The sequence below is a fragment of the Streptomyces sp. NPDC048417 genome (assembly GCF_040651615.1).
In the GTDB taxonomy this organism is placed as follows: Bacteria; Actinomycetota; Actinomycetes; order Streptomycetales; family Streptomycetaceae; genus Streptomyces.
Genome location: NZ_JBEZKI010000016.1, coordinates 169,284 through 194,459 on the forward strand (window position 1 = coordinate 169,284; position 25,176 = coordinate 194,459).

General features: G+C 70.7%; 22 protein-coding genes, 2 tRNA genes and 1 pseudogene. 13 read left to right on the forward strand and 12 right to left on the reverse strand.

The features are described from left to right. Positions 1-169: 169 nt before the first annotated feature. The 4 genes from AB0D59_RS25500 (at position 170) to AB0D59_RS25515 (ending at position 4,051) form a co-directional block, all read left to right on the forward strand. On the forward strand, positions 170-766 hold the full coding sequence (locus AB0D59_RS25500) for a M48 family metallopeptidase (protein WP_362569544.1): 597 nt from the start codon (positions 170-172) through the stop codon (positions 764-766). A gap of 137 nt (positions 767-903) precedes the next feature. After that, a complete protein-coding gene (locus tag AB0D59_RS25505) occupies positions 904-2,586 on the forward strand; it encodes a TerD family protein (RefSeq protein ID WP_362569547.1) in 1,683 nt (560 codons plus the stop codon). 11 nt (positions 2,587-2,597) lie between these two features. Then, positions 2,598-3,278, forward strand: coding sequence for an AIM24 family protein (locus AB0D59_RS25510; RefSeq protein ID WP_362569550.1), 681 nt, complete (start codon positions 2,598-2,600; stop codon positions 3,276-3,278). Between the two features lie 17 nt (positions 3,279-3,295). Continuing rightward, a complete protein-coding gene (locus AB0D59_RS25515) occupies positions 3,296-4,051 on the forward strand; it encodes an AIM24 family protein (protein ID WP_351704848.1) in 756 nt (251 codons plus the stop codon). 74 nt (positions 4,052-4,125) lie between these two features. Here the strand turns inward: AB0D59_RS25515 and AB0D59_RS25520 are convergent, their stop codons facing one another. Next, entirely contained in the window at positions 4,126-4,647 is a 522-nt protein-coding gene (locus AB0D59_RS25520) for an NUDIX hydrolase (RefSeq protein ID WP_362569554.1), read from the reverse strand. After that, positions 4,644-6,080, reverse strand: coding sequence for a zinc-dependent metalloprotease (locus tag AB0D59_RS25525; RefSeq protein WP_362569557.1), 1,437 nt, complete (start codon positions 6,078-6,080; stop codon positions 4,644-4,646). The genes AB0D59_RS25520 and AB0D59_RS25525 overlap by 4 nt, the downstream gene beginning before the upstream one ends. Before the next feature lie 192 nt (positions 6,081-6,272). On the opposite strand from AB0D59_RS25525, the gene AB0D59_RS25530 reads away from it, so the two are divergent. The 3 genes from AB0D59_RS25530 (at position 6,273) to AB0D59_RS25540 (ending at position 9,548) form a co-directional block, all read left to right on the forward strand. After that, complete coding sequence (locus AB0D59_RS25530; protein WP_362569560.1) at positions 6,273-7,385, forward strand: SDR family oxidoreductase; 1,113 nt, start codon at positions 6,273-6,275, stop codon at positions 7,383-7,385. 261 nt (positions 7,386-7,646) lie between these two features. Further along, positions 7,647-8,108 carry a molybdenum cofactor biosynthesis protein MoaE gene (locus AB0D59_RS25535; RefSeq protein WP_362569563.1) on the forward strand — a complete coding sequence of 154 codons (462 nt, stop codon included), beginning with the start codon at positions 7,647-7,649 and terminating at the stop codon, positions 8,106-8,108. 342 nt (positions 8,109-8,450) lie between these two features. After that, entirely contained in the window at positions 8,451-9,548 is a 1,098-nt protein-coding gene (locus AB0D59_RS25540; RefSeq protein WP_362569566.1) for a PDZ domain-containing protein, read from the forward strand. Positions 9,549-9,655: 107 nt separating this feature from the next. Here AB0D59_RS25540 and AB0D59_RS25545 read toward each other — a convergent pair whose 3' ends face one another. Beyond that, a complete protein-coding gene (locus AB0D59_RS25545; protein WP_362569569.1) occupies positions 9,656-10,198 on the reverse strand; it encodes a PPA1309 family protein in 543 nt (180 codons plus the stop codon). A 187-nt stretch (positions 10,199-10,385) separates the two neighbouring features. Between AB0D59_RS25545 and AB0D59_RS25550 the strand changes: the two genes are divergently transcribed. The 4 genes from AB0D59_RS25550 (at position 10,386) to AB0D59_RS25565 (ending at position 15,756) form a co-directional block, all read left to right on the forward strand. Continuing rightward, positions 10,386-13,382, forward strand: coding sequence for a UPF0182 family protein (locus AB0D59_RS25550; protein ID WP_362569783.1), 2,997 nt, complete (start codon positions 10,386-10,388; stop codon positions 13,380-13,382). A gap of 41 nt (positions 13,383-13,423) precedes the next feature. Further along, positions 13,424-13,497 (forward strand) — tRNA-Met (locus AB0D59_RS25555). A 258-nt stretch (positions 13,498-13,755) separates the two neighbouring features. After that, complete coding sequence (locus AB0D59_RS25560) at positions 13,756-15,597, forward strand: tetratricopeptide repeat protein (RefSeq protein ID WP_362569572.1); 1,842 nt, start codon at positions 13,756-13,758, stop codon at positions 15,595-15,597. Positions 15,598-15,682: 85 nt separating this feature from the next. After that, positions 15,683-15,756, forward strand: a tRNA-Met gene (locus AB0D59_RS25565). 164 nt (positions 15,757-15,920) lie between these two features. Here AB0D59_RS25565 and AB0D59_RS25570 read toward each other — a convergent pair. From AB0D59_RS25570 to AB0D59_RS25585, 4 genes are all read right to left on the reverse strand, one after another. Then, a complete protein-coding gene (locus AB0D59_RS25570; RefSeq protein WP_362569575.1) occupies positions 15,921-17,051 on the reverse strand; it encodes an ABC transporter substrate-binding protein in 1,131 nt (376 codons plus the stop codon). Continuing rightward, positions 17,048-17,911 carry an ABC transporter permease gene (locus AB0D59_RS25575; RefSeq protein WP_362569578.1) on the reverse strand — a complete coding sequence of 288 codons (864 nt, stop codon included), beginning with the start codon at positions 17,909-17,911 and terminating at the stop codon, positions 17,048-17,050. Before AB0D59_RS25575 ends, AB0D59_RS25570 begins: the two co-directional genes overlap by 4 nt. Continuing rightward, positions 17,908-18,693: an ABC transporter ATP-binding protein gene (locus AB0D59_RS25580; RefSeq protein WP_362569581.1), complete on the reverse strand. Its 786-nt coding sequence runs from the start codon at positions 18,691-18,693 to the stop codon at positions 17,908-17,910. The genes AB0D59_RS25575 and AB0D59_RS25580 overlap by 4 nt, the downstream gene beginning before the upstream one ends. 137 nt (positions 18,694-18,830) lie before the next feature. Next, positions 18,831-19,250, reverse strand: coding sequence for a Fur family transcriptional regulator (locus AB0D59_RS25585; protein ID WP_362569584.1), 420 nt, complete (start codon positions 19,248-19,250; stop codon positions 18,831-18,833). Between the two features lie 142 nt (positions 19,251-19,392). Between AB0D59_RS25585 and AB0D59_RS25590 the strand changes: the two are divergent. Further along, a pseudogene (locus AB0D59_RS25590) lies at positions 19,393-19,980 on the forward strand (catalase); the annotation flags it as partial. A 99-nt stretch (positions 19,981-20,079) separates the two neighbouring features. Here AB0D59_RS25590 and AB0D59_RS25595 read toward each other — a convergent pair. Together AB0D59_RS25595 and hisN are read right to left on the reverse strand one after the other, a co-directional pair. Beyond that, a complete protein-coding gene (locus AB0D59_RS25595; protein WP_362569587.1) occupies positions 20,080-20,472 on the reverse strand; it encodes a CBS domain-containing protein in 393 nt (130 codons plus the stop codon). Between the two features lie 183 nt (positions 20,473-20,655). Next, the gene (gene hisN, locus AB0D59_RS25600; protein WP_362569590.1) at positions 20,656-21,456 is read right to left on the reverse strand and encodes a histidinol-phosphatase; all 801 of its coding nucleotides are present in this window, start codon (positions 21,454-21,456) and stop codon (positions 20,656-20,658) included. Positions 21,457-21,711: 255 nt separating this feature from the next. Between hisN and AB0D59_RS25605 the strand changes: the two genes are divergently transcribed. Then, positions 21,712-22,314, forward strand: a complete 603-nt coding sequence (locus AB0D59_RS25605; protein ID WP_362569786.1) for a TetR/AcrR family transcriptional regulator — start codon at positions 21,712-21,714, stop codon at positions 22,312-22,314. A gap of 107 nt (positions 22,315-22,421) precedes the next feature. On the opposite strand, the gene AB0D59_RS25610 is transcribed toward AB0D59_RS25605, so the two are convergent. From AB0D59_RS25610 to aroA, 3 genes are all read right to left on the reverse strand, one after another. Beyond that, positions 22,422-22,745, reverse strand: a complete 324-nt coding sequence (locus AB0D59_RS25610) for a multidrug efflux SMR transporter (protein WP_360476918.1) — start codon at positions 22,743-22,745, stop codon at positions 22,422-22,424. 76 nt (positions 22,746-22,821) lie between these two features. Beyond that, positions 22,822-23,832, reverse strand: coding sequence for a ribosome small subunit-dependent GTPase A (gene rsgA / locus AB0D59_RS25615; protein ID WP_362569593.1), 1,011 nt, complete (start codon positions 23,830-23,832; stop codon positions 22,822-22,824). A gap of 11 nt (positions 23,833-23,843) precedes the next feature. Then, complete coding sequence (gene aroA / locus AB0D59_RS25620; protein WP_362569596.1) at positions 23,844-25,172, reverse strand: 3-phosphoshikimate 1-carboxyvinyltransferase; 1,329 nt, start codon at positions 25,170-25,172, stop codon at positions 23,844-23,846. Positions 25,173-25,176: the final 4 nt, after the last annotated feature.

The following is a 25,176-nucleotide window of genomic DNA, read 5'->3' on the forward strand; positions in this document are numbered from 1 at the left end:
GGTCACGCTCCGCCGACGACAGCCAGCATGCCCCGCCCGCTCGGCGGACGCCGAAAGTTGTCCACAGGCGGTGGGTATTCGTCGTACAAATCAAACGCATGGTGGGGGATCGGCATCGAACCGTCCCGGACCCGGGACTTCCCCCGTGTGCAGCGGGTAACGTCGGGTCGTGCCCGCCGACCCACTGCACCGCGCCGGAAAGCCACAGCGCAGCATGACGAGCCAGCCGCCCAGCGGCTTGGGGGTGAGCGCGATCGAGGTTCGCAGAAGCGCCCGGCGCCGCCGGACGGTCTCCGCGTACCGCGAGGGCGATCGCACCGTCGTGCTGATCCCCGCCCGGATGTCCGAGGCGGAGGAGAAACGCTGGGTCACCGTCATGCTCAACAAACTCGCCGCCCAGGAGAGCAAGCGAGTGCTGGGCGACGCCGAACTGGCCGAGCGCGCCGAGCGGCTGTCGGTCCAGTACTTCGACGGCCGGGCCCGGCCCGCCTCGGTGCGCTGGGTCACCAACCAGAACACCCGCTGGGGTTCCTGCACCCCCGCCGAGGGCAGCATCCGCCTGTCGCACCGGCTCCAGGGCATGCCCGAGTACGTCGTCGACTACGTGCTCTGCCATGAGCTGGCCCATCTGCTGGTGCCCGGGCACGGTCCCGACTTCTGGCGGCTCCTGGAGGCGTATCCGCGGACCGAGCGGGCCCGGGGGTACCTCGAAGGGGTGGTCGCCGCCGACCGGCTGCCCCATGTGCCCGGCGCGCGCGATGAGTGACGCGCCCGGCGAACGCCCCCTTCGGGGCCGCTGAGCCCGGTTGTGTACCGGGTCTGTACCGACTTCCTCCGATGTCCGAGTTAGCCGTTAGCCTGGCGCGACGCACTCGCATTCGGGATGGGGGACGGTCGTAGCGCATGGCCAGGGAATTCCAACGCGGCCACAAGGCCAGGATCAGTGACCTGACGGCGGGCACGGATCTGTACGTAGGCGTGCAGATCGCCGGGCCCGGACTGACCTTCGACATCAGTTGCTTCGGCCTGGACGCCGACGAGCGGCTGTCGGACGACCGGTACTTCGTCTTCTTCAACCAGCCGAAGTCACCCGAGGAGTCCATCCAGCTGCTGGGTGCGCAGGCGGGCGACACGGAGTCCTTCCGGGTCACGCTGGACCGGATCCCGCCGCGGATCCAGAAGCTGGCGTTCACGGCGACTCTTGACGGCTCCGGGCAGATGTCCCAGGTCGCGCCCGGATACATCCGGATCGTCGCGGGCGGCGAGGAGGTGGCCCGGTACTCCTTCAACGGTTCGGAGTTCTCCACCGAACGCGCCGTGATGCTGGGCGACTTCTACCTGAAGGACGTGTGGCGCTTCGCCGCCGTCGGCCAGGGCTTCGACGGCGGTCTGGATGCGCTGCTGAAGAACTTCGGCGGCGAGGTGATGGAGGAGGAGGCGCCCGCCGCGCCCGAGCCGCAGCCGTCGCAGGCCGGGCCCGCACCCGGATTCGCGCCGCCCGCGTTCGCCACCCCGCCCGCGCCCGCACCGAGTCCTGCGCCGACGCCCGCCCCGGCGGCCCCCGCGCCCGCCCCGGCCCCCGCGCCCCAGGGCTTCACCCCGCCCCCCGCACCCGGCCCCGTGCCGGCTCCGAACGTGCACGGCGCGCCCACTGTCATCGCCCCGCTGGCCCCGCCCGCGCCCGGCACCGTGCCGCCCCCGTCTCCGGCCCCCGCGCCCTACGGCCAGCCGCCCGCCCCGAGTGCGCCCATGCCGCCCGGCTACGGCCAGCCCCCGGCGGCTCCGCAGTCCCCGCCCTCGCCGCCCGGCTACCCCCAGGCACCCCAGGCCCCGACCCCGCCTCCGGGCTACGGGCAGCAGCCGTCGTTCGGGCAGGTCCCCGGCCAGCAGACCTACGGAATCCCGCAGGGCGATCCCCAGGGCGGAGCCGGAGTCGGCGCGGCGCTCCAGAAGTTCAAGGAGACGCCCACCGGGCAGCGCTGGACGCAGCAGAACAAGAAGCTCGTCCGGGTCGACCTGGGCATGGGCGGCCAGCCGGTGCTGGCCCGGCAGGGCAGCATGGTGCTCTACCAGGGCAAGGTCGACTTCGGTTACAAGGGCGCCGGATTCATGGGCCGGGTCGTGGGCAACGCGACCGGCCAGGAGATGCAGCTGATGCGCTGCACCGGCCACGGCCAGGTGTTCCTCGCCGAGAACTCCGCCCATCTGCACCCCATCGAGCTCCAGGGCGACGCGATCTGTGTCTCCGCCGAGAGCGTCCTCGCCTTCGACGAGAGCCTCCAGTACGAGGTCCGCCGGATCGAGGGCCACGGCATCCCCGGCGGCGCGCTGTTCACGATGCAGTTCCAGGGCACCGGCACGATCGTCGTCAAGACGCACGGCACGCCCGTCGTGCTGCCCGTGACGCCCACGACGTTCGCCGACTGCAACGCCGTGGTCGCCTGGTCGGCGGCCTCCCAGGTGGTCGTCTCCAGCCAGGTCCGGATGCGTCGCAACGCCTATCCGGGCGACACCGGCGAGAGCGTCAACCTGCAGTTCCGGGGCGCCCCCGGCAACTTCATCGTGGTCCAGCCGTACGAGGTCTGAGGGAGCCCGTCATGAACCAGCCGCTCGCGGGCTATGCCCCCGCACCCGTCACCGCCCGCATGGAGAACCACGGCAACAACATGCTCAAGGTCGCCATACAGACCGGGAACGACCTCCTCGCGCGCGTGGGGTCGATGGTCGCCTACGAGGGCTTCGTCCAGTACGAGCCCAACCCGCCGGCCGTGCGCCAGATCGCCCGCGACTGGATGACCGGTGAGGGCGCGCCCCTGATGAAGTGCTCCGGCGACGGACTGCTCTACCTCGCCGACTACGGCGCCGATGTCGTCGTCATCAACCTGGGCGGCGACGGCATCTCCGTCAACGCCACCAACCTGCTCGCCTTCGACGCGCACCTCACCTGGGGCGTGGAGCGGGTCAAGGGGCTGGCGAAGTTCGCCGGGCAGGGCCTGTGGAACACCAAGATCTCCGGGCAGGGCTGGGTCGCGCTCACCTCCCGGGGCAAGCCGATCGTCGTCGACTGCGGCGGCGGCGAGGACGAGACGTACGTCGACCCTGACGCGCTGGTCGCCTGGTCGCCGAATCTCAAGGTGAAGGGCAAGCGCAGCTTCAAGGCGCAGTCCCTGATCGGCCGGGGCAGCGGCGAGGCCTACCAGATGGCCTTCTCCGGGCAGGGCATCGTCGTCGTCCAGCCCAGCGAGGACAGCACCGACCGCCTTCGTTTCCGGGGCTGAGGGGGAGTCAGAGAATCATGCAGAGCCCGCTTTTCGCGCACAACGACTCCCAGGTCCGGGACCGTTACAGCCTGCAGAACAAGCAGATGCTGCGGGTCGTCCTGGAGGGCCACGACGACATCCTCGCCCGCAAGGGCACGATGGTCGCCTACCAGGGGCTCGTCGAGTTCGACGCCGAGTACACGAACAACCAGCAGTCACGCGCGCGTGCGTACACCGGTGAGGGCCTGGACCTCATGCGCTGCCACGGGCAGGGCACGGTCTACTTCGCCAACCTCGCCCAGCACGTCCACGTCCTGGACGTCGAGCAGGACGGACTGACCGTGGACAGCGGCTACGTCCTCGCCATGGACTCCTCGCTGCACTACGAGGTGGTCGCCGTGGACAGCCTCTACGGCATCTCCGGCTCCGGGAAGTACCAGCTCAACATCACCGGCCGCGGCAAGGTCGCCCTGATGACCTCCGGCGCGCCGCTGCTGATGCAGGTCACGCCCGACAAGTACGTCAACTGCGACGCCGACGCGATCGTCGCCTGGTCCACCGGGCTGCGCGTCCAGATGCAGGCCCAGACGCACTCCTCGGGTGTGTGGCGGCGTCGCGGCAACACCGGCGAGGGCTGGGAGCTCAGCTTCATGGGAAGTGGCTTCGCGTTGGTCCAGCCGAGTGAACTGCTCCCGCCGCAGAGCGCCCAGATCGGCCAGGGCCTCGCCGCCCAGTTCGGGATGGGCCAGCAGGGCGCCCGGGCGATGAACCAGGGGAACGCCTGGAGCTGACGGCCCACGAAGTCCCGAGAAGACCAACGAGGTAAGGGGCGCCCGAATAGGCGCCCCTTACGCGAATCCCTGGTTCAGAGCCGCGCGCGACTCTGTTCCAGCAGTCGTACGACCGAGTCGTCGGCGACCTTCGCGACCTCGTCGTAGGCGAACCAGCGCAGGTCCAGGGACTCGTCGCTGATCGCGTGAGCGGCGCCCCGCGGGGCCACGGCCGCGTACTGGACGTCGAAGTGCCAGTGGCACGGCGCCGGGATCGGGTGCCGGTCCAGGCGCACCGGACCGCCCGGCAGCAGCGTCAGCCCGGGAATCCCGGACTCCTCGGTCGCCTCCCGCAGGGCCGCCGCGGCCAGCGTGGCGTCGCCCGGCTCGCAGTGGCCGCCCATCTGCAGCCACATCCGCAGCTTCCGGTGCAGGGTCAGCAGCGCCCGGCCGTGCTCGGGGTCGACGACCAGCGCGCTCGCCGTGACATGCCCCGCGTGACACGCCTTCCACATACCGTCGGGGTGCGCCGCGAGATGGTCCAGGTAGGCCTGGCGCAGCTCTTCCTGGCCCTCGTGTCCCTTGAGGACGAGGACCGCGTCGTCGTACAGGCTCACTCGGTCTCGTCGCCCTTTTCCTGGTCGTCCTGGTCTTCCTTCTTGCGCAGGTCGGGCTTCTGAGCCGCCTCGCCGAGCATCTTGTCCAGCTCGGAGAAGTCCAGCTGCTCGCGGTGCACGAAGCCGTCCGGGTCGTCCAGGTCGGTCGCCGTCGGCAGCATGTCGGGGTGCGCCCACAGCGCGTCCCGGCCGTCGACACCGCGCGCGTCGGTGAGCGAGGCCCACAGCCGGGAGGCGTCGCGCAGCCGGCGCGGGCGCAGCTCCAGGCCGATCAGAGTGGCGAACGTCTGCTCCGCGGGGCCGCCGGTGGCACGGCGGCGGCGCAGGGTCTCGCGCAGCGCGTCGGCGGACGACAGACGCGGCTTCGCGGCCGCGTGGACCACCGCGTCGACCCAGCCCTCGACGAGGGCCAGCGCGGTCTCCAGACGGGCCAGGGCCGCCTTCTGCTCGGGCGTGTCCTCGGGCTGGAACATGCCCTGCTGAAGCGCGTCCTGAAGCTGCTCGGGGTTCTGCGGGTCGAACTGGCCGACCACGTCCTCCAGCTTGGCCGTGTCGACCTTGATCCCGCGCGCGTACCCGTCGACCGCGCCGAACAGGTGCGAGCGCAGCCACGGCACATGCGCGAACAGGCGCTGGTGGGCCGCCTCGCGCAGCGCGAGATACAGCCGCACCTCCTCCTTCGGCACGCCGAGGTCCTTGCCGAACGCCTCGATGTTCACCGGCAGCAGCGCGGCCTTCCCGGCCGGGCTCAGCGGCAGGCCGATGTCGGTCGAGCCGACGACCTCGCCCGCGAGCACGCCGACGGCCTGCCCGATCTGCGTGCCGAACATGGCGCCGCCCATCGAGCGCATCATGCCGATCAGCGGGCCCGCCATGGCCTGCATCTCCTCCGGCAGGACATCGCCCATCGCGGCGCCGACCCGCTCGGCGACCGGGTCGACCAGCTCCTGCCAGGCGGGCAGCGTCGCCTCGACCCACTCGGCGCGCGACCACGCCACGGCCGAACCGGAACCGGACGGCAGCGACGTCGCGTCGTCCAGCCACAGGTCGGCCAGCCGCACCGCCTCCTCGACCGCGGTGCGGTCGGCGGGGCCCACGCTCGCGTCCTTGACGCCGTCCGAGGTGCCCTGGGAGACCGTCTGGCGGGCGATCTGCTTGGCCATGTCCCAGTTCACCGGGCCGCCCTCGTACGAGAGCATCTGGCCCAGCTGCTGGAAGGCCGCGCCCAGGTCGGTGGGGTTCAGCGAACCGAACATGGCGGCGAACGGATTGTCGGCGCCGGGCGTGCCGAAGCCGCCGGCCCCGGGTGTGCCGAAACCGAACGGGTTGGCCGGTCCCTGCCCACCACCGCTCTGCTGGTCCTTCTTCTTGCCCTCGTCGCCGTCTTCCGGCTCCTCCGGCGGAAGGCCGAAACCGAATGGGGTGTCACTCACGGGAATCCTCGGCTGGTAAGGCCACCGGTTCTCTCCGGCGGCGCGGCTGCCCGACAACACCACCCAGCGTAGACACCCCGACCCGATCGGGCCTCGGTGCTTCGCCGACAGTCGGCCTGCGGCAGGATGGATGCCACCTGGTACGTACGCGTCACTCACGCTCGTACTGAAGACAACCGCTGGAGACGCCCGGTGAGTTCCCCAGATCCGCAGGTTCGCGCAGCGCGAAACCCGTCAACCCCTGCCGCCGTGCGCGGGCCCGTCGTCGCCGTCACCGGCGCCGCGACCGGGGTCGGCGCGCTGCTCACCGAGCGGCTGGCCGCGTCCGAGGAGATCAAGCAGGTCATCGCCATCGACGAGCGGCGCGGGGAGTGCGCGGACGCCCAGTGGCACATCCTCGACGTGCGGGATCCGGCCATCGCGGACAAGCTCCGGGGGGCCGACGTGGTGGTCCATCTCGCGCTCGACCTGGACCTGGAGACCGATCCGGCCGCCCGTACGGCCTACAACGTGCGCGGGACGCAGACCGTGCTGACCGCGGCGGCTGCGGCCGGGGTGCACCGCGTGGTGCTGTGCACCTCCGCGATGGTCTACGGCGCGCTCCCGGACAACGAGCTGCCGTTGTCCGAGGACGCGGAGCTGCGTGCCACGGCGGAGGCCACCGGCGTGGGGGACCTGCTGGAGATCGAGCGGCTCGCGCGCCGGGCGCCCCGCGCGCACCCCGGGCTCAATGTCACCGTCGTGCGCCCCGCGGTGCTCGTCGGAGGCACCGACACCGCGCTGACCAGGTATTTCGAGTCGCCCCGCCTGCTTGTCGTCGCCGGGTCACGGCCCGCCTGGCAGTTCTGTCACGTCGAGGACTTGTGCAGCGCGCTGGAGTACGCCGTGCTGGAGTTGGTCGAAGGGGAACTCGCCGTCGGCTGTGACGGATGGCTGGAGCAGGAGGAGGTCGAGGAGCTCAGCGGGATCCGGCGGATGGAGTTGCCGTCGGCGGTGGCGCTCGGCGCCGCGGCCCGGCTGCACCGGATCGGGCTGACGCCGTCGCCCGCGGGGGATCTCGCCTACACGATGTATCCGTGGGTGGTGAGCGGCAGCCGGCTGCACGACGCGGGATGGCGGCCGGGGTGGACGAACGAGGAGGTGCTCGCCGAGCTGCTGGGGGAGGCGGCCGGGCGCCACACGGTGGTCGGCCGGCGGCTCGGCCGTAAGGACGCGACGGCCGCGGGCGCGGCAGGCGCGACGGTCGCCCTGCTGGGCGCGGCGGCCGTGGTACGGCGGGCACGGAAGGCCCGGCGGCGGATCTGACCACGGGCCGGGAGTGGCGACCACAGGCCGGGACTGGCGACAACGGGCCGGGCGCGGCGACAACGGGCCGGAGGCGGCGACCATGGGCCGGGACTGCCGATCACGAGCCGGAGGCGGCGGCCAAGGGGCGGAATCGGCGATCCCGACCCGGGACCAGGGTGACCGCGACCCGGGAGTAGTAGGAGTCTCCAAACGTGCACGCGCGTGTGCCGGGTGTTGGGTGTATTCCCTGTGGTCCCGGGCTTGCGGCACGATGGGGGTATGGCTGCTGTGAACGATCACCCCGGTGAGCTGGGTGCCGAAGATCCCGTCAAGCTGATCGGGATCCGGGAGAGCGCGCTCTCCGTGGACGAGGTCTTCGCGGCCCTGGGGGACGACGCGGCCGGGGGGATCGCGCTGTTCGTGGGGACCGTGCGGAATCACGACGGAGGCGCCGACGTGGCCGCGCTCGGCTATTCGTGTCATCCCAGTGCCGAGAACGAGATGCGGCGGATCGCCGAGAAGGTCGTCGCCGAGTATCCGGTGCGGGCGCTCGCCGCGGTGCACCGGGTGGGGGACCTGCGGGTGGGTGATCTCGCCGTGGTCGTCGGCGTGTCGTGTGCCCATCGCGGGGACGCCTTCGAAGCCTGTCGGAAGCTGATCGACGACATCAAGCACGAGGTGCCCATCTGGAAGCACCAGAAGTTCTCGGATGGGACGGAGGAATGGGTCGGAGCCTGCTGAAGAACGTCTGTCCGGCTTCCGGTTGCGTAACCGTACCCCCCGCGTGAGCGTTGTCAGTGCGGATGATTAATCTGCTGATCAGTCAGTCGCGGACGGTCATGGGGTTGGGAGGTCGGCATGGGGGCGCTCGTCTGGTTGCTGATTCCGCTTGTGGCCGCGGTCGCTGCCGGTCTGTGGGGCAGCTGGGCCAATCGGACCAGGAGAGCCCGGAGCGACGGGCCCGAACTCGACGGGTACGCGCGGTTCTGCGAGGCCATGGAGAGGCCCCACTCCGGCAGCTGAGGCATGTCTGACGGGTGGCCCTGACGGTGCGCTGACAGACACGTCCCGTACTGTCTTTGCATGCCACGCCGCACCGCGACGATGCTCGCCTCCACCCTGATGCTGATCGCGCTCCTGTGCGCCGGAGTGCTCATCACCGTGCCGTACTCGGAGATGTCCCCCGGTCCCACCGTGAACACGCTCGGGGACCACGGCGGCGAGCCGGTGCTGCAGATCTCCGGTCACAAGACCTACGCGGCCTCCGGGCACCTGAACATGACGACCGTCCGGGTCACCAGCGCCGACTACAAGATGAACCTCGTGGAGGCCGTCTACGGATGGCTCTCGCACGACAACAAGGTCGTGCCGCACGACACGCTCTACCCGGACGGGAAGACCGAGCAGCAGTCCACCCAGGAGAACGCCGAGGAGTTCAGCGAGTCACAGGAGAGCGCGAAGGTCGCCGCCCTGAAGGAGCTGGACGTCCCGGTGAAGTCCTGGGTCATCGTCTCGACGGTCCTCAAGGACTCGCCGTCCGAGGGCAAGCTGCACGCCGGTGACGTGATCAAGGCTGTCGACGGCACGGCGGTCAAGCAGCCGACCGACGTCGCCACGCTGGTGACCAAGCACAAGCCCGGTGAGGCCGTCGTCTTCACCGTCGTACCGGCCAAGGAGCAGGCGGCCGCCGTGAAGGCGAACAAGACGGCCACCAAGACCGAGAAGGTCACCCTGACCACGACCGCCTCCACCGACAGCGGCGAGAAGCGCGCCATCGTCGGGATCTCCGCCGGGACCGACCACACGTTCCCGTTCTCCATCGACATCAAGCTCGCCGACGTCGGCGGACCGAGCGCGGGCCTCATGTTCGCGCTCGGCATCTACGACAAGCTCACCCCGGGTAACCTCACCGCCGGCAAGTTCGTCGCCGGTACCGGCACGATCGCCGACGACGGCACGGTCGGCCCGATCGGCGGCATCTCGCTGAAGACCATCGGCGCGCGCGACAAGGGCGCCCAGTACTTCCTGACCCCGGCCGACAACTGCGCCGAGGCCGCCAAGGACACCCCGAGCGGTCTCACCCTGGTCAAGGTCAAGACGATCGACGACGCCCTCGGCGCCCTCAAGGACATCCGCGACGGGGACACCGGCGCCCTGCCGAAGTGCAGCACCAAGAGCTGAGAACCAGCAGACGATCAGAAAAGCCCGGGGGCGCCCTTCCTGACGAGGGGCGCCCCCGGTGCCGTGTGCCAGCCGTCCACGACCGCGTACGACCGTGTGCGGGAGGCTCAGTCCGCGAACGTCGCCCTCAGAGCCTCCGCCAGACCCGGGACCAGGTCGGGGCCGGTGAGGACCTCCGTCGGCGAGTCCTTCTCGCGCAGCCGCACCGCCGAGTCGCGGCTGCCGTCCCGCAGCACGCCGACCGTCATCCGGACCTCCTGGCGATCCGGGTGCTGCGCCACCCACTTGGCCAGCTTGGCGTCGCTCAGCCCCTCCGGGACCTGGGACTCGGCGGACGGCGGCAGCATCAGCCGCTCCACCGTGAGCGCGCAGCCGACCACCGCGTCCGGCCAGGCGATGGTGCCCAGGAACTCATCCAGCGCCTTGTCCGTTGGCACTTCGTCCTGCTCGATCGGGGTGAGACCGATGGTCACGGACTCGTCCTCCAGACCGAGCTGGGCGGCGAGAGCCGGTTCCTGGGTGCGCAGCCGTGCGGTGTCGACGAGGGCGAAGAGGCGAGCGGGCTGGTCCCAGCCGAGACCGGAGGCGTACTCGTCGATCTCGAGGACGGCCCGGGTGAGCGGGTTCGCTGCCATGGGAGTGTTGGACATGGTCACAATCCTGCCTCGTTCATGGCCGGAATCGGGAACCGAGTAAGTCGTGAGTAAGTTGCATAGGTGTGGCCCCACGATCACGGGGGGCCACGTCCGGCCCGCGAACAAGCGGGCCTGACGCGACAAAAGCGGATCAACAGCGAATCAAACAGCGAACTTCGAGGTGCGCACCTTGGCTTTCCAGATGCCGGACCGCGGCGGAGGCCCGACGGGGCCGCGGATCAGAGCGGGCCGCCCGTCCCGGCGCGTCCGGACCCTGCTCATGACACTGGGCGTCCTTGCCGTACTCGGCATGGCGTTCACCATGTTCGCGGGTTTCTGGACGGACTGGCTCTGGTACCGGTCGGTGCACTACTCCTCGGTGTTCACCACCACCCTGTGGACGAAGATCGGGCTGTTCTTCGTCTTCGGGCTGCTGATGGCAGCCGCGGTGGGCTTCAACATCTGGCTGGCGCACCGGTTGCGGCCGCCGCTGAGCGCCATGTCCATGGAGCAGCAGAGCCTGGACCGCTACCGGATGGGCATCGCGCCGTACAAGAAGTGGCTGCTGCTCGCGATCACCGCGCTGGTCGGGCTGATCGCCGGCGCCTCCGCGGCCGGACAGTGGCGCACCTGGCTGATGTGGGTCAACGGCGTGCCCTTCCACCAGAAGGACCCGCAGTTCCACCTCGACGTCTCCTTCTACGCCTTCGACCTGCCCTGGTACCGGTTCCTGCTGGGCTTCGGCTTCGCCACCGCGATCCTCTCCCTGATCGCGGCCGCGCTCACCCACTACCTGTACGGCGGGCTGCGCGTCACCAGCCCCGGCGCGCGTGCCACCGGTGCCGCGACCGGCCACCTCTCGGTACTGCTCGGCTTCTTCGTCGCCCTCAAGGCGGTCGCCTACTGGCTCGACCGCTACGGACTGGCCGTCAAGTCCAGCGACTTCAAGGCCACCGGCAACTGGACGGGCCTCAGGTACGTCGACGCCAACGCGTATCTGCCGGCCAAGACGATCCTGTTCTGTATCGCCGTCATCTGCGCGCTGCTGTTCTTCGCGACCCTGTGGCGGCGCACCTGGCAGCTGCCCGTCATCGGGTTCGGCCTGATGGTCCTGTCGGCGATCCTCATCGGCGGCCTGTACCCGGCGATCGTCCAGAAGTTCCAGGTCCAGCCCAACGAGCAGGCCAAGGAAGCCCCGTACGTCCAGAAGAACCTCAAGGCGACCCGCGAGGCGTACGGGATCGACGACACGCAGGTCACCGAGTACAAGGGCAAGAGCACGACCACGGACAAGACCAAGCTCCGGGACGACGTCGACGCCACGGCGAGCATCCGGATCATGGACCCGAACATCGTCTCGCCGACGTTCCAGCAGCTCCAGCAGATGCGGAACTACTACGCGTTCCCGACCAATCTGGACGTGGACCGCTACACCAAGGACGGCAAGGTCCAGGACACCGTCATCGGTCTGCGCGAACTGAACCTCGCCGGCATCCCGAAGAACAACTGGATCAACGACCACTTCCGCTACACCCACGGCTACGGCGTGGTCGCCGCCAAGGGCACCGAGGCCGACAGCCAGGGCCAGCCGGTCTTCACCGAGTCCGACCTGCCGTCCAAGGGCGACCTGGGGACGTACCAGCAGCGGATCTACTACGGCGAGAAGACCAACACCTACTCGATCGTCGGCGGTCCCCAGAAGGAGATCGACTACTCCGACGACAACGGTGAGAAGACCACCAGCTACGCGGGCAAGAGCGGGGTCAGCCTCTCCAGCCCGATCAACCGGGCCGCGTACGCGGTGGCGTTCAACGAACCGCAGATCCTCTACTCCGGTGCGATCGGGGAGGGCTCGCGGATCCTGTACAACCGCACGCCGAAGGAGCGCGTCGAGGCGGTCGCCCCCTGGCTGACCATCGACGGCGACGCGTACCCGGCGGTGGTGCAGGGCCGGATCCAGTGGATCGTCGACGCCTACACGACGTCGAACGGCTATCCCTACGCCTCCCGTACCACCCTCGGTGACACCACCGCCGACTCGCTGACCGCGAACAACAACTCGCGTGCGGTGGTGGCCCAGCAGAACCAGGTCAACTACATCCGCAACTCGGTGAAGGCGACCGTCGACGCGTACACCGGCGAGATCAAGCTCTACCAGTGGGACACCGAGGACCCGGTGCTGAAGACCTGGATGAAGGCCTTCCCCGGCACGGTGCAGCCGAGGAGTGCCATCTCGCAGGACCTGATGGACCATCTCCGGTACCCGCAGGACCTGTTCAAGGTGCAGCGCGAACTGCTCACCCGCTACCACGTGACGGACGCCCAGACGTTCCTGACCGGCAGCGAGGTGTGGCAGGTGCCCGACGACCCGAGCAACAAGTCGGGTGACGCGGTGCCGCCGTACTACCTGAGCATGAAGATGCCGGACCAGAGCGCGCAGACGTTCTCGCTGTCGACGACGTTCACGCCCAACGGCCGGGACAACCTCAGCGCGTTCATGTCGGTCGACTCCGAGGCCGGCTCGAAGGACTACGGCAAGATCAGAATCCTGAAACTGCCGACCAGTACGACCGTCGACGGACCTAAACAGGTCCAGAGCCAGTTCAACTCCGAACAGGACATCGCCGCCGCCATCAAACTCCTCAAGGGCGGCGACTCCGAGGTCGAGTACGGCAATCTCCTGACCGTGCCACTGGACGGGGGCCTGCTGTACGCGGAGCCCGTCTACGTACGCGGCGCCGGCGTCAAGTACCCACTGCTGCGCAAGGTGTTGGTGACCTACGAGGGCAAGACCGCCTTCGAGAACACCCTCGACGAGGCGCTCGACAAGGTATTCGGCTCGAATGGTTCGGACACCGGGTCCTCGGACACGGGATCCTCCGACACCGGGACGACCACGCCGCCGCCGTCCGCCGATCCGACGGTCCAACAGGCGCTGAACGACGCCCAGAAGGCCTTCGAGGCGGGACAGGAGGCCCTGAAGAAGGGCGACTGGACGGCGTACGGCAAGGCCCAGGACGAGTTGCAGGGCGCCCTCAGCCGGGCCGAGGCGGCGCAGTCCAAGGCCGACAAGGCCGGTGGCGGCACGTCGTCCGGCAGCAGTGCGAAGCCCGGCACCAGTGCGAAGCCCAGTGCCAGCGCGAGCCCCGGCACCAGTGCGAGCCCAGGCGCGAGCAGCAGCCCCAGTCCGAGCGGATGATCGCGCCCGCCCCGCGCCGTGGTACGGTTTGAACACAACGGCGCGGGGTGGAGCAGCTCGGTAGCTCGCTGGGCTCATAACCCAGAGGTCGCAGGTTCAAATCCTGTCCCCGCTACTGAAATCGAAGGCCCGGATCCTTTTGGATCCGGGCCTTCGTGATGTCCGCACGGCGGCCAACGGCGCCCGGCCGAGCGGCTCGTGGTGTCCGGACGGGCGGCGAACGCATGTACCGGTGCGCGAGGTCGCCGTGCCGCTGTGGGGAGTTGGAAGAGATGTGTTTGACTTGTCGTTCTGTGGGCATGTCGACAAAACGCTGAAGTGACCTCACGGGTTGCGCTATACCGGATGTACCCAGGTTGCAGGTGGTGCGACGATGGACGTTATGGGGGACAAGGCAACTCTGTTCGAGACAGGGCGATTTGTGCAGCCTTCGGGCGAGGAGCCGACCCGCGACGAGGCCGCCGAGGCCGCTGAAGAGGCACGACACCGGCTCCACGCCGAGGCCGGTGACGTCGAGTCGATGAGTGTCCTCGGCGCCATGCTGCTGCGCCGTGGCGACCTCGACGGGGCCGAACCCCAGTTGCGTGCCGCCACCGCCGCCGGTGACCGTGCCGCAGCCAACAACCTCGGCGTCCTGCTGCACCAGCGCGGCTACCCGGACGAGGCCGCCGGATGGTGGCGGATCGCCGCCGTGGCCGGCTCCGCGGCCGCTGCCCACGCGCTCGGCCGGCACCACCGTGAGCGCGGCGACGAACCCGCCGCCGAGTACTGGCTGCGCCAGTCCGCCGAGCAGGGCCATGCGCTCGGCGCCTACGCGCTGGCCGATCTGCTGGAGCACCGCGGCGACGCGAACGCCGGCCAGTGGATGCGGGCCGCCGCCGAACGCGGGCACCGGGAGGCGGCGTACCGGCTGGCGCGCGCCCTCGACCGCAGAGCGGGCGACGGCGAGGGCGAGACCGCGGCCGACAACGGTGTCGGCACGGAGACCGCCGCCGGGGCCGCGGAGACGGAAGAGGCCGAGCAGTGGTACCGGCAGGCCGCCGCCCGCGGCCACCGGCGGGCCGCGCTGCACCTCGGGGCGATCCTGGAGAGACGCGGTGAACTCAAGGAGGCCGGACGCTGGTATCTGACCTCCGCCAAGGACGGCGAGGCCCGGGCCGCCTGCGCGCTCGGTTTTCTGCTGCGCGACGCCGGGGACACCGAGAGCGCCGCCGTGTGGTGGCTGCGGGCCGCCCAGGACGGCGACGGCAACGCTGCCAACGCGCTCGGCGCGCTGCACGCCGAGCGCGGCGAGACCCAGACCGCCGAGCGCTGGTACCGGGCGGCGATGGACGCGGGCGACGACAACGGGGCGTACAACCTCGGGCTGCTCTGCGCCGAACAGGGGCGGACCGCGCAGGCCGAGCAGTGGTACCGGCGGGCGGCCTACGCGGGACACCGGGAGGCGGCGAACGCGCTCGCCATCCTGCTGCTCCAGGGCGGCGACACGGCCGGCGCCGAACCGTGGTTCTCCAAGGCCGCCGAGGCCGGCAGCGTGGACGCCGCGTTCAACCTCGGGATCCTCTACGCCGGGCGCGGCGAGGACCGTGTCGCGCTGCGCTGCTACGAGCGGGCGGCCGCCGCCGGGCACACGGAGGCGGCGCTCCAGGTCGGCATCGCCCGGCTGCGGGAGGGTGACGAGGCCGCCGCCGAGCGGCATCTGCGGTGCGCCGCGGGCGGCGGGAGCGCCGAGGCCGCCTACCGGCTGGCCGCCGTGCTCGACGCGCGCCGGCCGGCGGTCTCCGAGCACGAGCTCGGCGAGTCCTCGCTGCACACCAAGACCGAGTGCGAGGAGTGGTACGAGCGCGCCGCCTCGCAGGGGCACCGACGCGCCCAGGTGCGGGTCGGGATGCTCGCCGCGGCGCGCGGGGACGTGGTGGACGCGGCGCGGTGGTACCGCATCGCGGCCGAGGCCGGGTCGCGGAACGGGGCGTTCAACCTGGGGCTGCTGCTGGCCCGGGAGGGGAGCGAGCCCGAGGCCGCCGTGTGGTGGCAGCGGGCCGCCGACGCGGGGCACGGGCGGGCGGCGTTGCGGCTGGCCCTGGTCTACGCGCGTCGTGGCGAGCTGGCCGAGGGGCAGCGGTGGGCCGACCGGGCGGTGGCGCTGGGACCGGCCGAGGTGACCGAGCGGGCGGGGCGGCTGCGGGATGCGCTGCGCGAGGAGCTGTCGGCCTGAGTCCGCGCTTTTTTGCAGCTCAGGCGGGCTGACGGCAATGGATTTGCTTCTCCTCGTGTCCCTCACGTAGTGTTCTGTTCATCGACGCGGGGTGGAGCAGCTCGGTAGCTCGCTGGGCTCATAACCCAGAGGTCGCAGGTTCAAATCCTGTCCCCGCTACTGAAGGCCGAGGGCCGGAATCCAGAAACGGATTCCGGCCCTCGGTTTTTGTTCTGAGGCTCTTGTTCTGAGGCTGTTGCTCAAAGCTTTCTGTTCAGAAGTTCTCTTCAGAAGTTCTGGACAGAGGTCTCCGTTCAGAGGTTTCTGCTCAGACACGGATGTGGCTACGGGGCATGACCCACCGCCTCCTCGTAGAGCGCCCGGTCCACCGTCCGGGACTCGGGGAGCGGGGCGCCCGACTCGACGCCCTGGGCCCGGTACGCCGACTGCAGACGCGTCGTCGTGCCCGCGCGGATCTCCCAGTCCATGCGCAGCGGCGGGGTCGAGCGCAGGATCGCGGGGTCGGTCTTCAGCAGCTTCGCGAGGTACGTGACGAAGTCCGCGTCCGACTTGTAGTCGCCGGCGAAGTACGTGTCGACCGTGCGGATGTAGGCCCTGAGCAGTGCCACTCCCGCGTCGACATCGTCGTTCAGGAGCGTACGGCCGTACAGCATCCCGCCCAGCGGCTCGCCCTGCGGCTGGCCGCCCAGGAACGCGTAGCCGGACTTCCCGGTGACCTGGCGCCACACCGGATCCAGGAGCCAGGCCGAGTCGACGCCGCCGTTCTGCAGGGCCGTGAGGACGTCGGCCGAGCCCAGTTGCTGGTAGCGGATCCGGTCCAGGCCCCCGCCATGGCTCGCCAGCGCCTTCTGTATGGGGTAGGCGATCACCGAGCCCTTGCCGATCATCGTGCCCAGGGTGCGCCCCGCCATCTCCACGCCGGACGCGCTCTCGCCGTTCTTCAGGCGCACCCACAGGCCGCTCCGCGACTCCGGGTCGGGCGAGAAGTTGCCCGCGACCCACTTGATGTCGAAGCCGCCGCGGACGCCGTTCATCACGGCCGCCTCGGGCGCCGCCCACATCGCGTCGATGTCCCCCTTGGCCAGCAGCGGCAGCGCGTCCGGGGTGGGCAGCACCTTCAGCGTGACGTCCAGGCCCTCCGCCTTGAACTCGCCCTTGTCCAGAGCCACTTCGAGAGGAGCCACGTACTCCGCGCTCAGGGTGCCGGTGGCGATGGTGATCTTGCGGGGTTTCGCCAGGGGGCGGGCCGCGGGCTTGCCGGGGGAGCACCGGGCCGGGGTCCTCGTCGGCGCGAGGTCGGCCGGGTCGGTCCAGGACCCTTGGCCGCAGCCCGCCACCGGGCGGACCGTGCGAGGCGCCGCGGCCGCCCCGGTGTCCTCGGAGTGCCTCGCCGAGCAGGCCGTCGCCAGCAGGGCCAGCGCCGCCGCCGCGACCACGTACCGATGCGCTCTCATGACTGCCCCCGTCCCCGGTCCCGCGGCGCCCACGGGGTGAGCAGGCGGCCGGCGAGCCGAATCAGCTCGGAGAAGACCACGCCCAGGACGGCGACGCAGACGATCCCCACGAACATCACGTCGTTCTGGAACAGCGCGCGCGAGTCGAAGATGAGGTGGCCGAGGCCGTCCGTGGCCGCGATCTGCTCGGAGGCGACGATCACCAGGACCGCCACTCCCGCGGCGATCCGGGCGCCGACCAGGACCGCCGGGAGCGAGGCCGGCAGCAGGACATGGCGGAACATCTGCCAGGGCGAGGCGCCGAAGACCCGGCCCGCGTCACGGTGGCCGGACGGGACGGCGATCACCGCCGACATCGTGGAGATCCACACGAAGAAGAAGACCGTGACCGCCACCAGGGCCACCTGCGGGCCCTCGCCCAGGCCGAACATGTTCAGGAAGACCGGGAGCAGGGCCAGCTTCGGCACCACGTACAGGGCGTCCAGGAGCGGCTCCAGGGCCGCCCTGACCAGTGGGAGGGAGCCCATCAGCAGGCCCAGCAGGTAGCCGGCCGCCGTGCCCGCCGCGTAGCCCGCGAGCACCCGGCGGGTGGTGGCCCAGACGTCCGGCCACAGGTCGCCCGCCGTCGCCCGGTCCCAGCCGTCGGAGAGGATCGTGGACGGCGCCGGGTAGACGCGGTCGTCGATCCAGGCCCGGGCCGCGGCCAGCTGCCACAGGAGGACCAGAAGGACGGGCACGGCGGTCGCCAGGGTCAGCTCCAGGGCGCGCCGGCGCCGGTGGGTGCGGACGGGACGGAGTTCGGCGGGGCCGGGGGCGCGGACCAGGACACGGGTCTCGCGGCCCGGGGTGAGGGTCGTCATGCCGGTACCGCCTCCTTGCGCAGCAGCTCCCACAGTTCGCTCTTCAGCGCCGTGAACTCGGGGGTGTCGCGGATCTGGCCGGTGCGCGGGCGCGGGAACGGCGGGCGGTGCTCGGCGATGATCCGGCCCGGGCGGGCGGACATCACCAGGACCCGGTCGCCGAGGACCAGCGCCTCCTCCAGGCTGTGCGTGATGAAGAGGGTGGTGGTGCGCAGGGCCTGGGTGAGGTCCAGGAGTTCGTCCTGGAGGATCACCCGGAGCTGTGCGTCCAGGGCGGCGAACGGCTCGTCCATGAGGAGGAGTTCGGGCTCGACGGCCAGGGCGCGGGCGATCGCCACCCGCTGGCGCATCCCGCCGGAGAGGGTCGCGGGGTAGGCGTCGGCGAAGTCCGCGAGGCCCAGCCGGGTCAGCCAGTCTCCGGCCCGGGCGTTCGCCGCGCGGCGCGGGACGCGTTGTACGTCGAGGCCGAAACGGACGTTGGCCAGGACCGTCTTCCAGTCGTAGATGCCGTAGTCCTGGAAGATCATCGCGGCCGGGCGGGGACGGTCGGTACGGATCTCCAGCCGGCCGGCGCTCGGGCGGAGCAGGCCGGCCGCGATCCGCAGCAGGGTCGACTTGCCGCAGCCCGAGGGCCCGACCAGACAGACGAACTCACCCGGCGCGACGGCCAGGTCGAGCGGACCGAGGGCGTCGACCGCGTGGGGGGACCGGCCGAAGGTACGGGTCAGGTCATGGGCGTGGAGCTTCGGACACGCCGGAGGCGGCTGATACGGCTCTCCCACCGGATCTCCTCGCAAGAGTGCGGACCCGAAGACCATATGACGGTCCGTCAGATTCGGGAACCCCGTGTACGGCGAAGAGGTACGACACGAAGGCCCCGGCACTCACCGTGAGTGCCGGGGCCTTTCGGGAACGTTCGTCAGGCTGCCGCCGCGCAGTCCGGGCACAGGCCGCGGTACGTCACCTCGACGTCGGAGACCGTGAAGCCGAACCGCTCCGAGGTGGGGAGGTCGGCCAGCGGGTTGCCGGTCGGGTGGACGTCGCGGATCGAGCCGCAGTGGGCGCAGACCAGGTGGTGGTGCGGCCGGTGTGCGTTCGGGTCGTAGCGCTTGGCGCGCTTGTCCGTCGAGACCTCGAGCACCTCGCCGAGCGAGACCAGCTCGCCGAGGGTGTTGTAGACGGTCGCCCGGGAGATCTCCGGCAGCTTGGTGACAGCCCTGGCGTGGACCTCGTCGGCCGTCAGGTGGACGTGTTCGCCGTCGAGGACCTCGGCCACGACGCGTCGCTGCGCGGTCATCCGCCATCCGCGTCCACGCAGCCGTTCCAGAAGGTCACTCATGCTCACCAGCCTAACAGCAGGCCGACTATTTTCCGAACAAGTGTGACTTTGGATTGGAGCTTGACTTGGACTAAGTCCAATGTGGATCGAGTTCGGGCCGGCAAGGCTGCAGGAATGGTGCGAAATGACTCAGGAGACAGGTGTGACGCAGGGGCCGCTGACCACCGAGGCCGGTGCGCCGGTGGCCGACAACCAGAACAGCGAGACCGCCGGCATGGCCGGCCCGGTCCTGGTGTGGGACCAGCTCCTGCCGGAGAGGCGCGCCCCCCTCAACCGTGAGTGCATCCCGATGGGGGTCCCCACGCCTTCAAGGCGGTGGGGGAGCGTGGTGCACGCACGCGGTGCGGGCGCCCACGGCACCTTCACGGTCACCGCGGACGTCACGCCGTACACGCGCGCCGCGTTTCTCTCCGAGGCCGGCAGGCAGACCGAGACCCTCCTGCGCGTCTCGACCGTGGCCGGCAGCCGCGGTGCGGCGGACGCGGTGCGCTACCCGCGCGGGTGGGCGCTGAAGTTCTGCACTGAGGAAGGCGGCTACGACCTCGTCGGCAACAACACCCCGGTGTTCTTCATCAAGGACGCCATCAAGTTCCCCGACTTCATCCACACCCAGAAGCGCGACCCGTACTCGGGCAGCCAGGAGGCGGACAGCGTCTGGGACTTGGGGGCTCAGCCCGAGTCGACCCACCAGGTGACCTGGCTGTTCGGCGACCGCGGCATTCCGGCGTCGCGGGGTCTGGCAGGCACTCCCCCGGAGGGGGTTCCGGCCGCGTTGTCGTCACTCGCCGACGTCCCCCGGCCGGGGGTACCCCAGCGCGTCGCCCGCCGCCTAGACGGGTTGCGGGGCGCGGGCTCCGACCCAGCAGCGGATGATGTCGCGGACCGAGACGATGCCGGCCGGCTCGCCGCCGTCGAGGACGATCAGATGGCGGAAGCCGCCGTGGGCCATCGCCCGGGCCGCCTCCTCCAGGGTCCAGGTCGGGGTGGCGAACACGACGTCGTTGGTGGTGTGGGCGTGGATGGGCTCCGTGTCCGGGTTCTGGCCCAGGCCGACGGAGTTCAGGATGTCGCGTTCGGTGAGGATGCCGATGCCACCGGCGTCCGGGTCGTGGACGATCGCCGCGCCCACGCGACGCGCGGACATCAGGGCGGCCGCCTGGCGGAGTGTGTGGGCTGGGCCGACGGTGAGGACCACCGTGCTCATGGCGTCACGGACGAGCATGAAAGGTGCCACCTCCTAGGGAACCGCGGAGATAGTTCAGCGATTCACAAATGCACAAAGTGAGGGTTCTCATAGAGTGGCAGGTAAAGCCGGGGTCAACAAGAGGGTGCGCGTAGCCAATTGAGGGCGCACGCGCTCATATGTGCCGAAGGAGAATGCCCTGTTCTGCCTCAGAAGGCCGTTTCAGTAACGCTGGGAGAGGTACGACAGCAGCTCGTCGTGGAGCAGGCCGTTGGACGCGGCCGCGTTGCCGCTGTGCGGGCCGGGGCGGCCGTCCAGGCCGGTGAAGGTGCCGCCGGCCTCGGTCACGACGATCGCGGTGGCCGCCATGTCCCACAGGGACAGCTCCGGCTCGGCGCAGATGTCCACCGACCCCTCGGCGACCATCATGTACGGCCAGAAGTCGCCGTACGCGCGCGTGCGCCACACTTCGCGGCTCAGGTCCAGGAAGCCGTTCAGCTGCCCCCGCTCGTCCCAGCCGCTCAGCGAGGAGTACGCGAAGGAGGCATCGGACAGCTTCGAGACCTTGGAGACGTGCAGGCGGGTCGCCGAGGAGAGGCTGCGGCCGGTGTAGGCGCCGTGCCCCTGCGCCGCCCACCAGCGGCGGCCGAGCGCCGGTGCGGAGACCACGCCGACGACCGGCCGGTAGCCGCCCTCGGCCGCCTCCATCAGGGAGATCAGGGTCGCCCAGACAGGGACCCCGCGCACGTAGTTCTTGGTGCCGTCGATCGGGTCGATCACCCAGCGGCGCGGGCCGGTGCCCTCGATGCCGTACTCCTCGCCGAGGACCGCGTCCCGTGGGCGGGCACGCTGCAACTGGCCGCGGATCAGCTCCTCGGCGGCTTTGTCGGCCTCGCTCACCGGGGTCATGTCCGGCTTGGTCTCGACCTTGAGGTCGAGGGCCTTGAAGCGGGCCATGGTGGCGGCGTCGGCCGCGTCCGCGAGCACGTGGGCGAGCCGCAGGTCATCGTGGTAGTCCGGCATGCGACGAACGCTATCTGCCGGGGTGGGGGCGCGGCTACACAGGCACGGGGCGGATACGGGGGATGTCCCGGGGACAGGTGGTACGGGGCGGGGGCGATCGTCCGGCGATCGTCCGGCGATCGGGCGGTGAACGGCGGCCTCGGTGCGCCCGCGTGTGTTGGCCGAAGGGCGCCCCCCGGTGCCTTCGCGAACCCTTGACAGTGGCATCGTGCGCGTCAAATCTGGGCGCAGAGCCGCCCGCCCCAGGAGGCGATGATGCCTGCAGCCCGGGAGTCCCTGCTGGACGCCGCGTACACGGCGCTCGCCCGCCGCCCGTGGGCCACCGTGCGCATGGTCGACGTGGCCGCGGCGGCCGGGGTGTCCCGGCAGACGCTGTACAACGAGTTCGGCAGCAAGGAAGGCCTGGCGAGGGCGCTGGTCCGCCGGGAGGCCGACGGGTATCTCGCGGGGGTGGAGCGGGCGCTGGTCAGCCATACCGAGGTGCGGGAACGCCTGACGGCGACGGCCGAGTGGATGGCCGCGGCGGCTCGGGAGAACGTGCTGGTACGGGCGATGCTCACGGGGTGCTGGAGCGAGCGGTTGCCGTCGCCGACGCTGACCGCGGTGCCGTCCTCTTCGGCGGTGCCGGCGCAGCGGAGGGCGGACGGGCCGTTGCCTTCTCCCGGGGAGTTCGTGCAGATCGTGCGGGATCGGGCGGTGGCGGTGCTGTCGGGACCGGGAGCCGTGAGGGGGAACGGTGAGCTGGCCCGGTCGTGCGAGCTCGTGGTGCGGCTCGCGTTGTCGTGCGTGGCCGCGCCGCCGGGGGAGGGCGGGGTGGCGGAGCTGGTGCGGGGGGCGCTTTCGCGGCAGCTGGTGTGAAAGAGGGGTGGCGCACACTGCCCCGTGCCCCTGGGTCGGCTGCGGTAGCCGCATGCCGAACAGCCCCGTGCCCCCTGTGGGGCGCGTTTCAGTGGGTGGGGCGCGTTTCAGTGGGTGGAGCCCGAGAGCTGGAGGCCGATCACGCCCGCGATCACCAGGCTGATGGAGATGATCTTCAGGGTGGACACCAGGTCACCCAGGAAGATCATGCCGTAGATCGCCGTGCCCGCCGCCCCGATGCCCGTCCACACCGCGTACGCCGGGCCCACGTCCAGCTTCTTGAGGGAGAGGGTCAGGAGGCCGAAGCTGCCCAGGGCGAAGGACGCGAACGCGATCGTGGGCCACAGACGGGTGAAGCCGTGGGAGAGCTTGAGGCAGACGGCGAAGCCGGTCTCCAGAATTCCGGCCACGATCACCAGCAGCCATGCCATGTGCCGTCCTCCCGTAAAGCCAGCTCGGTGCGATTATGCACTTACCGAACTCGGGTCAGGACAAACAACGCGGTGGTCAGTCACCTTCCGTGCGCTCGCGTGTCGACAGGAGACGGCGCAGCGAGTAGAGACGGGCCGGGTCCGCGTGGCCCTCGGCGACCCACTCGTCCAGCGCGCAGTCCGGCTCGTCGTGACTGCACGCGCGCGGACAGTTCACCGTGCCGGGCTCCAGGTCGGGGAAGGCGAGGATCACCCGGGACGGGTCGATGTGGGCCAGTCCGAAGGAGCGGACGCCCGGGGTGTCGATGACCCAGCCTTCCTCGCCGGTGAGGGGAAGGGCCAGGGCGGAGGTCGTGGTGTGGCGGCCCCGGCCGGTCACCGCGTTCACACGGCCCGTCGTCCGCCGGAGGCCTTCGGGGACAAGGGCGTTCACCAGCGTCGTCTTGCCGACGCCCGAGTGGCCGACGAACGCCGTGATCTTGCCGTCCAGATGCTCCTGGACCACGCGGGCCGCATCCCCCGTCTCCAGTTCCTCGCGGCTCGTGACCACGTAGGGGATCGCCAGGTGCCCGTACAGCTCCAGGAGCTTGTCCGGCGGGGCCAGGTCCGACTTGGTCATGACCAGGAGCGGGGTGAGGCCGGCGTCGAAGGCCGCGACCAGGCAGCGGTCGATGAGACGCGGGCGGGGTTCCGGGTCGGCCAGGGCCGTGACGATCGCCAGCTGGTCGGCGTTGGCGACGACCACCCGCTCGAACGGATCGTCGTCGTCGGCGGTGCGGCGGAGCACGGACGTCCGGTCCTCGATGCGCACGATCCGGGCCAGGGAGTCCTTCTTGCCGGACAGGTCTCCCACCAGGGCCACCCGGTCACCGACCACCGCCGCCTTGCGGCCCAGCTCGCGCGCCTTCATCGCCAGGACCGTACGGTCCTCGACCAGGCAGGTCAGCCGGCCCCGGTCGACGGTGAGGACCATGCCCTCGGCCGCGTCCTCGTGCGCGGGGCGGATATGCGTACGGGGCCGGGTGCCCTTGCGGTTGGGGCGCTGACGGATGTCGTCCTCGTCGGTGTGCTTGCCGTAGCGGCGCATGGTCGTCGCCCCTAGGCCCCGTCGCTCCCGAGCATCCCGGTCCACAGGTCGGGGAAGTCCGGCAGGGTCTTCGCCGTGGTCGCCACGTTCTCGATCTGAACGCCCTCCACGGCCAGGCCGATGATCGCACCGGCCGTGGCCATGCGGTGGTCCTCGTAGGTGTGGAAGACCCCGCCGTGCAGCCTGCGCGGGCGGATGTGCAGGCCGTCGGCGGTCTCGGTGACGTCACCGCCCAGCTCGTTGATCTCCTTGGTGAGCGCGGCCAGCCGGTCCGTCTCGTGGAGACGGAGATGGGATACGCCCCTCAGGGTGGAGGGGGAGTCGGCGAGGGCGGCGACCGCCGCGATGCCAGGGGTCAGTTCGCCCACGTCACCCAGGTCGACGTCGATGCCATGGATTCGGCCGGAGCCGGTGAACTCCAGGCCGTACTCGGTCAGTTCGCAGGAACCGCCGATCTCGGTGAAGATCTCGCGCAGCCGGTCGCCCGGCTGGGTGGTCCGCGAGGGCCAGTCCGGGATCAGCACCTTGCCGCCCGTCACCAGGGCGGCGGCGAGGAACGGCTGGGCGTTCGAGAGGTCCGGCTCGACGGTCAGGTCCCGGCCGAGCAGGGCGCCCGGGGTGACCCGCCAGACGTTCGGCTCGCCACCCGACTCCGGGGTGTCCACCTGGGCGCCGACCGCGCGCAGCATGTCGACGGTCATCCGGATGTGCGGGAGGGAGGGGAGGCTCGCGCCGATGTGGCGGACCTCCACGCCCTGGTTGAACCGCGGACCGGAGAGCAGCAGGGCCGACACGAACTGGGACGAGGACGAGGCGTCGATCGACACCGGGCCGCCCTCCAGGGCGCCGCTGCCGTGCACGGTCAGCGGGAGCGCGCCCCGCCCGTCGTCGTCGATCCGGGCGCCGAGGGCGCGCAGGGCGTCGATCACGCCGTGCAGGGGGCGCTCGTAGGAGCGGGGGTCGCCGTCGAAGCGGATGTCGCCGGCGGCGAGGGTGGCGACGGGCGGGAGGAAGCGCATCACGGTGCCGGCATTGCCGACGTCGACCGTGACGGGGCCGCGGAGCCCGGCGGGGATCACCCGCCAGGCCTCGCCGGAGCCGTCGGGACCCACGCCCTCCTCGATGCCGACGCCCATCGCGCGCAGGGCGCCGGCCATCAGCAGGGTGTCGCGGGACCGGAGGGGCCGGCGCAGCCAGCCGGGCTCGGAGGCGAGGGCGGCGAGGACGAGGGCGCGGTTGGTGACCGACTTGGACCCCGGCACGTGGACCGTCGCGTCGACGGCTCCGCTTGCATGGGGGGCGGGCCAGAGGGCGGTTGGTGCGGTGGGGTTTGCGGCCATGGGG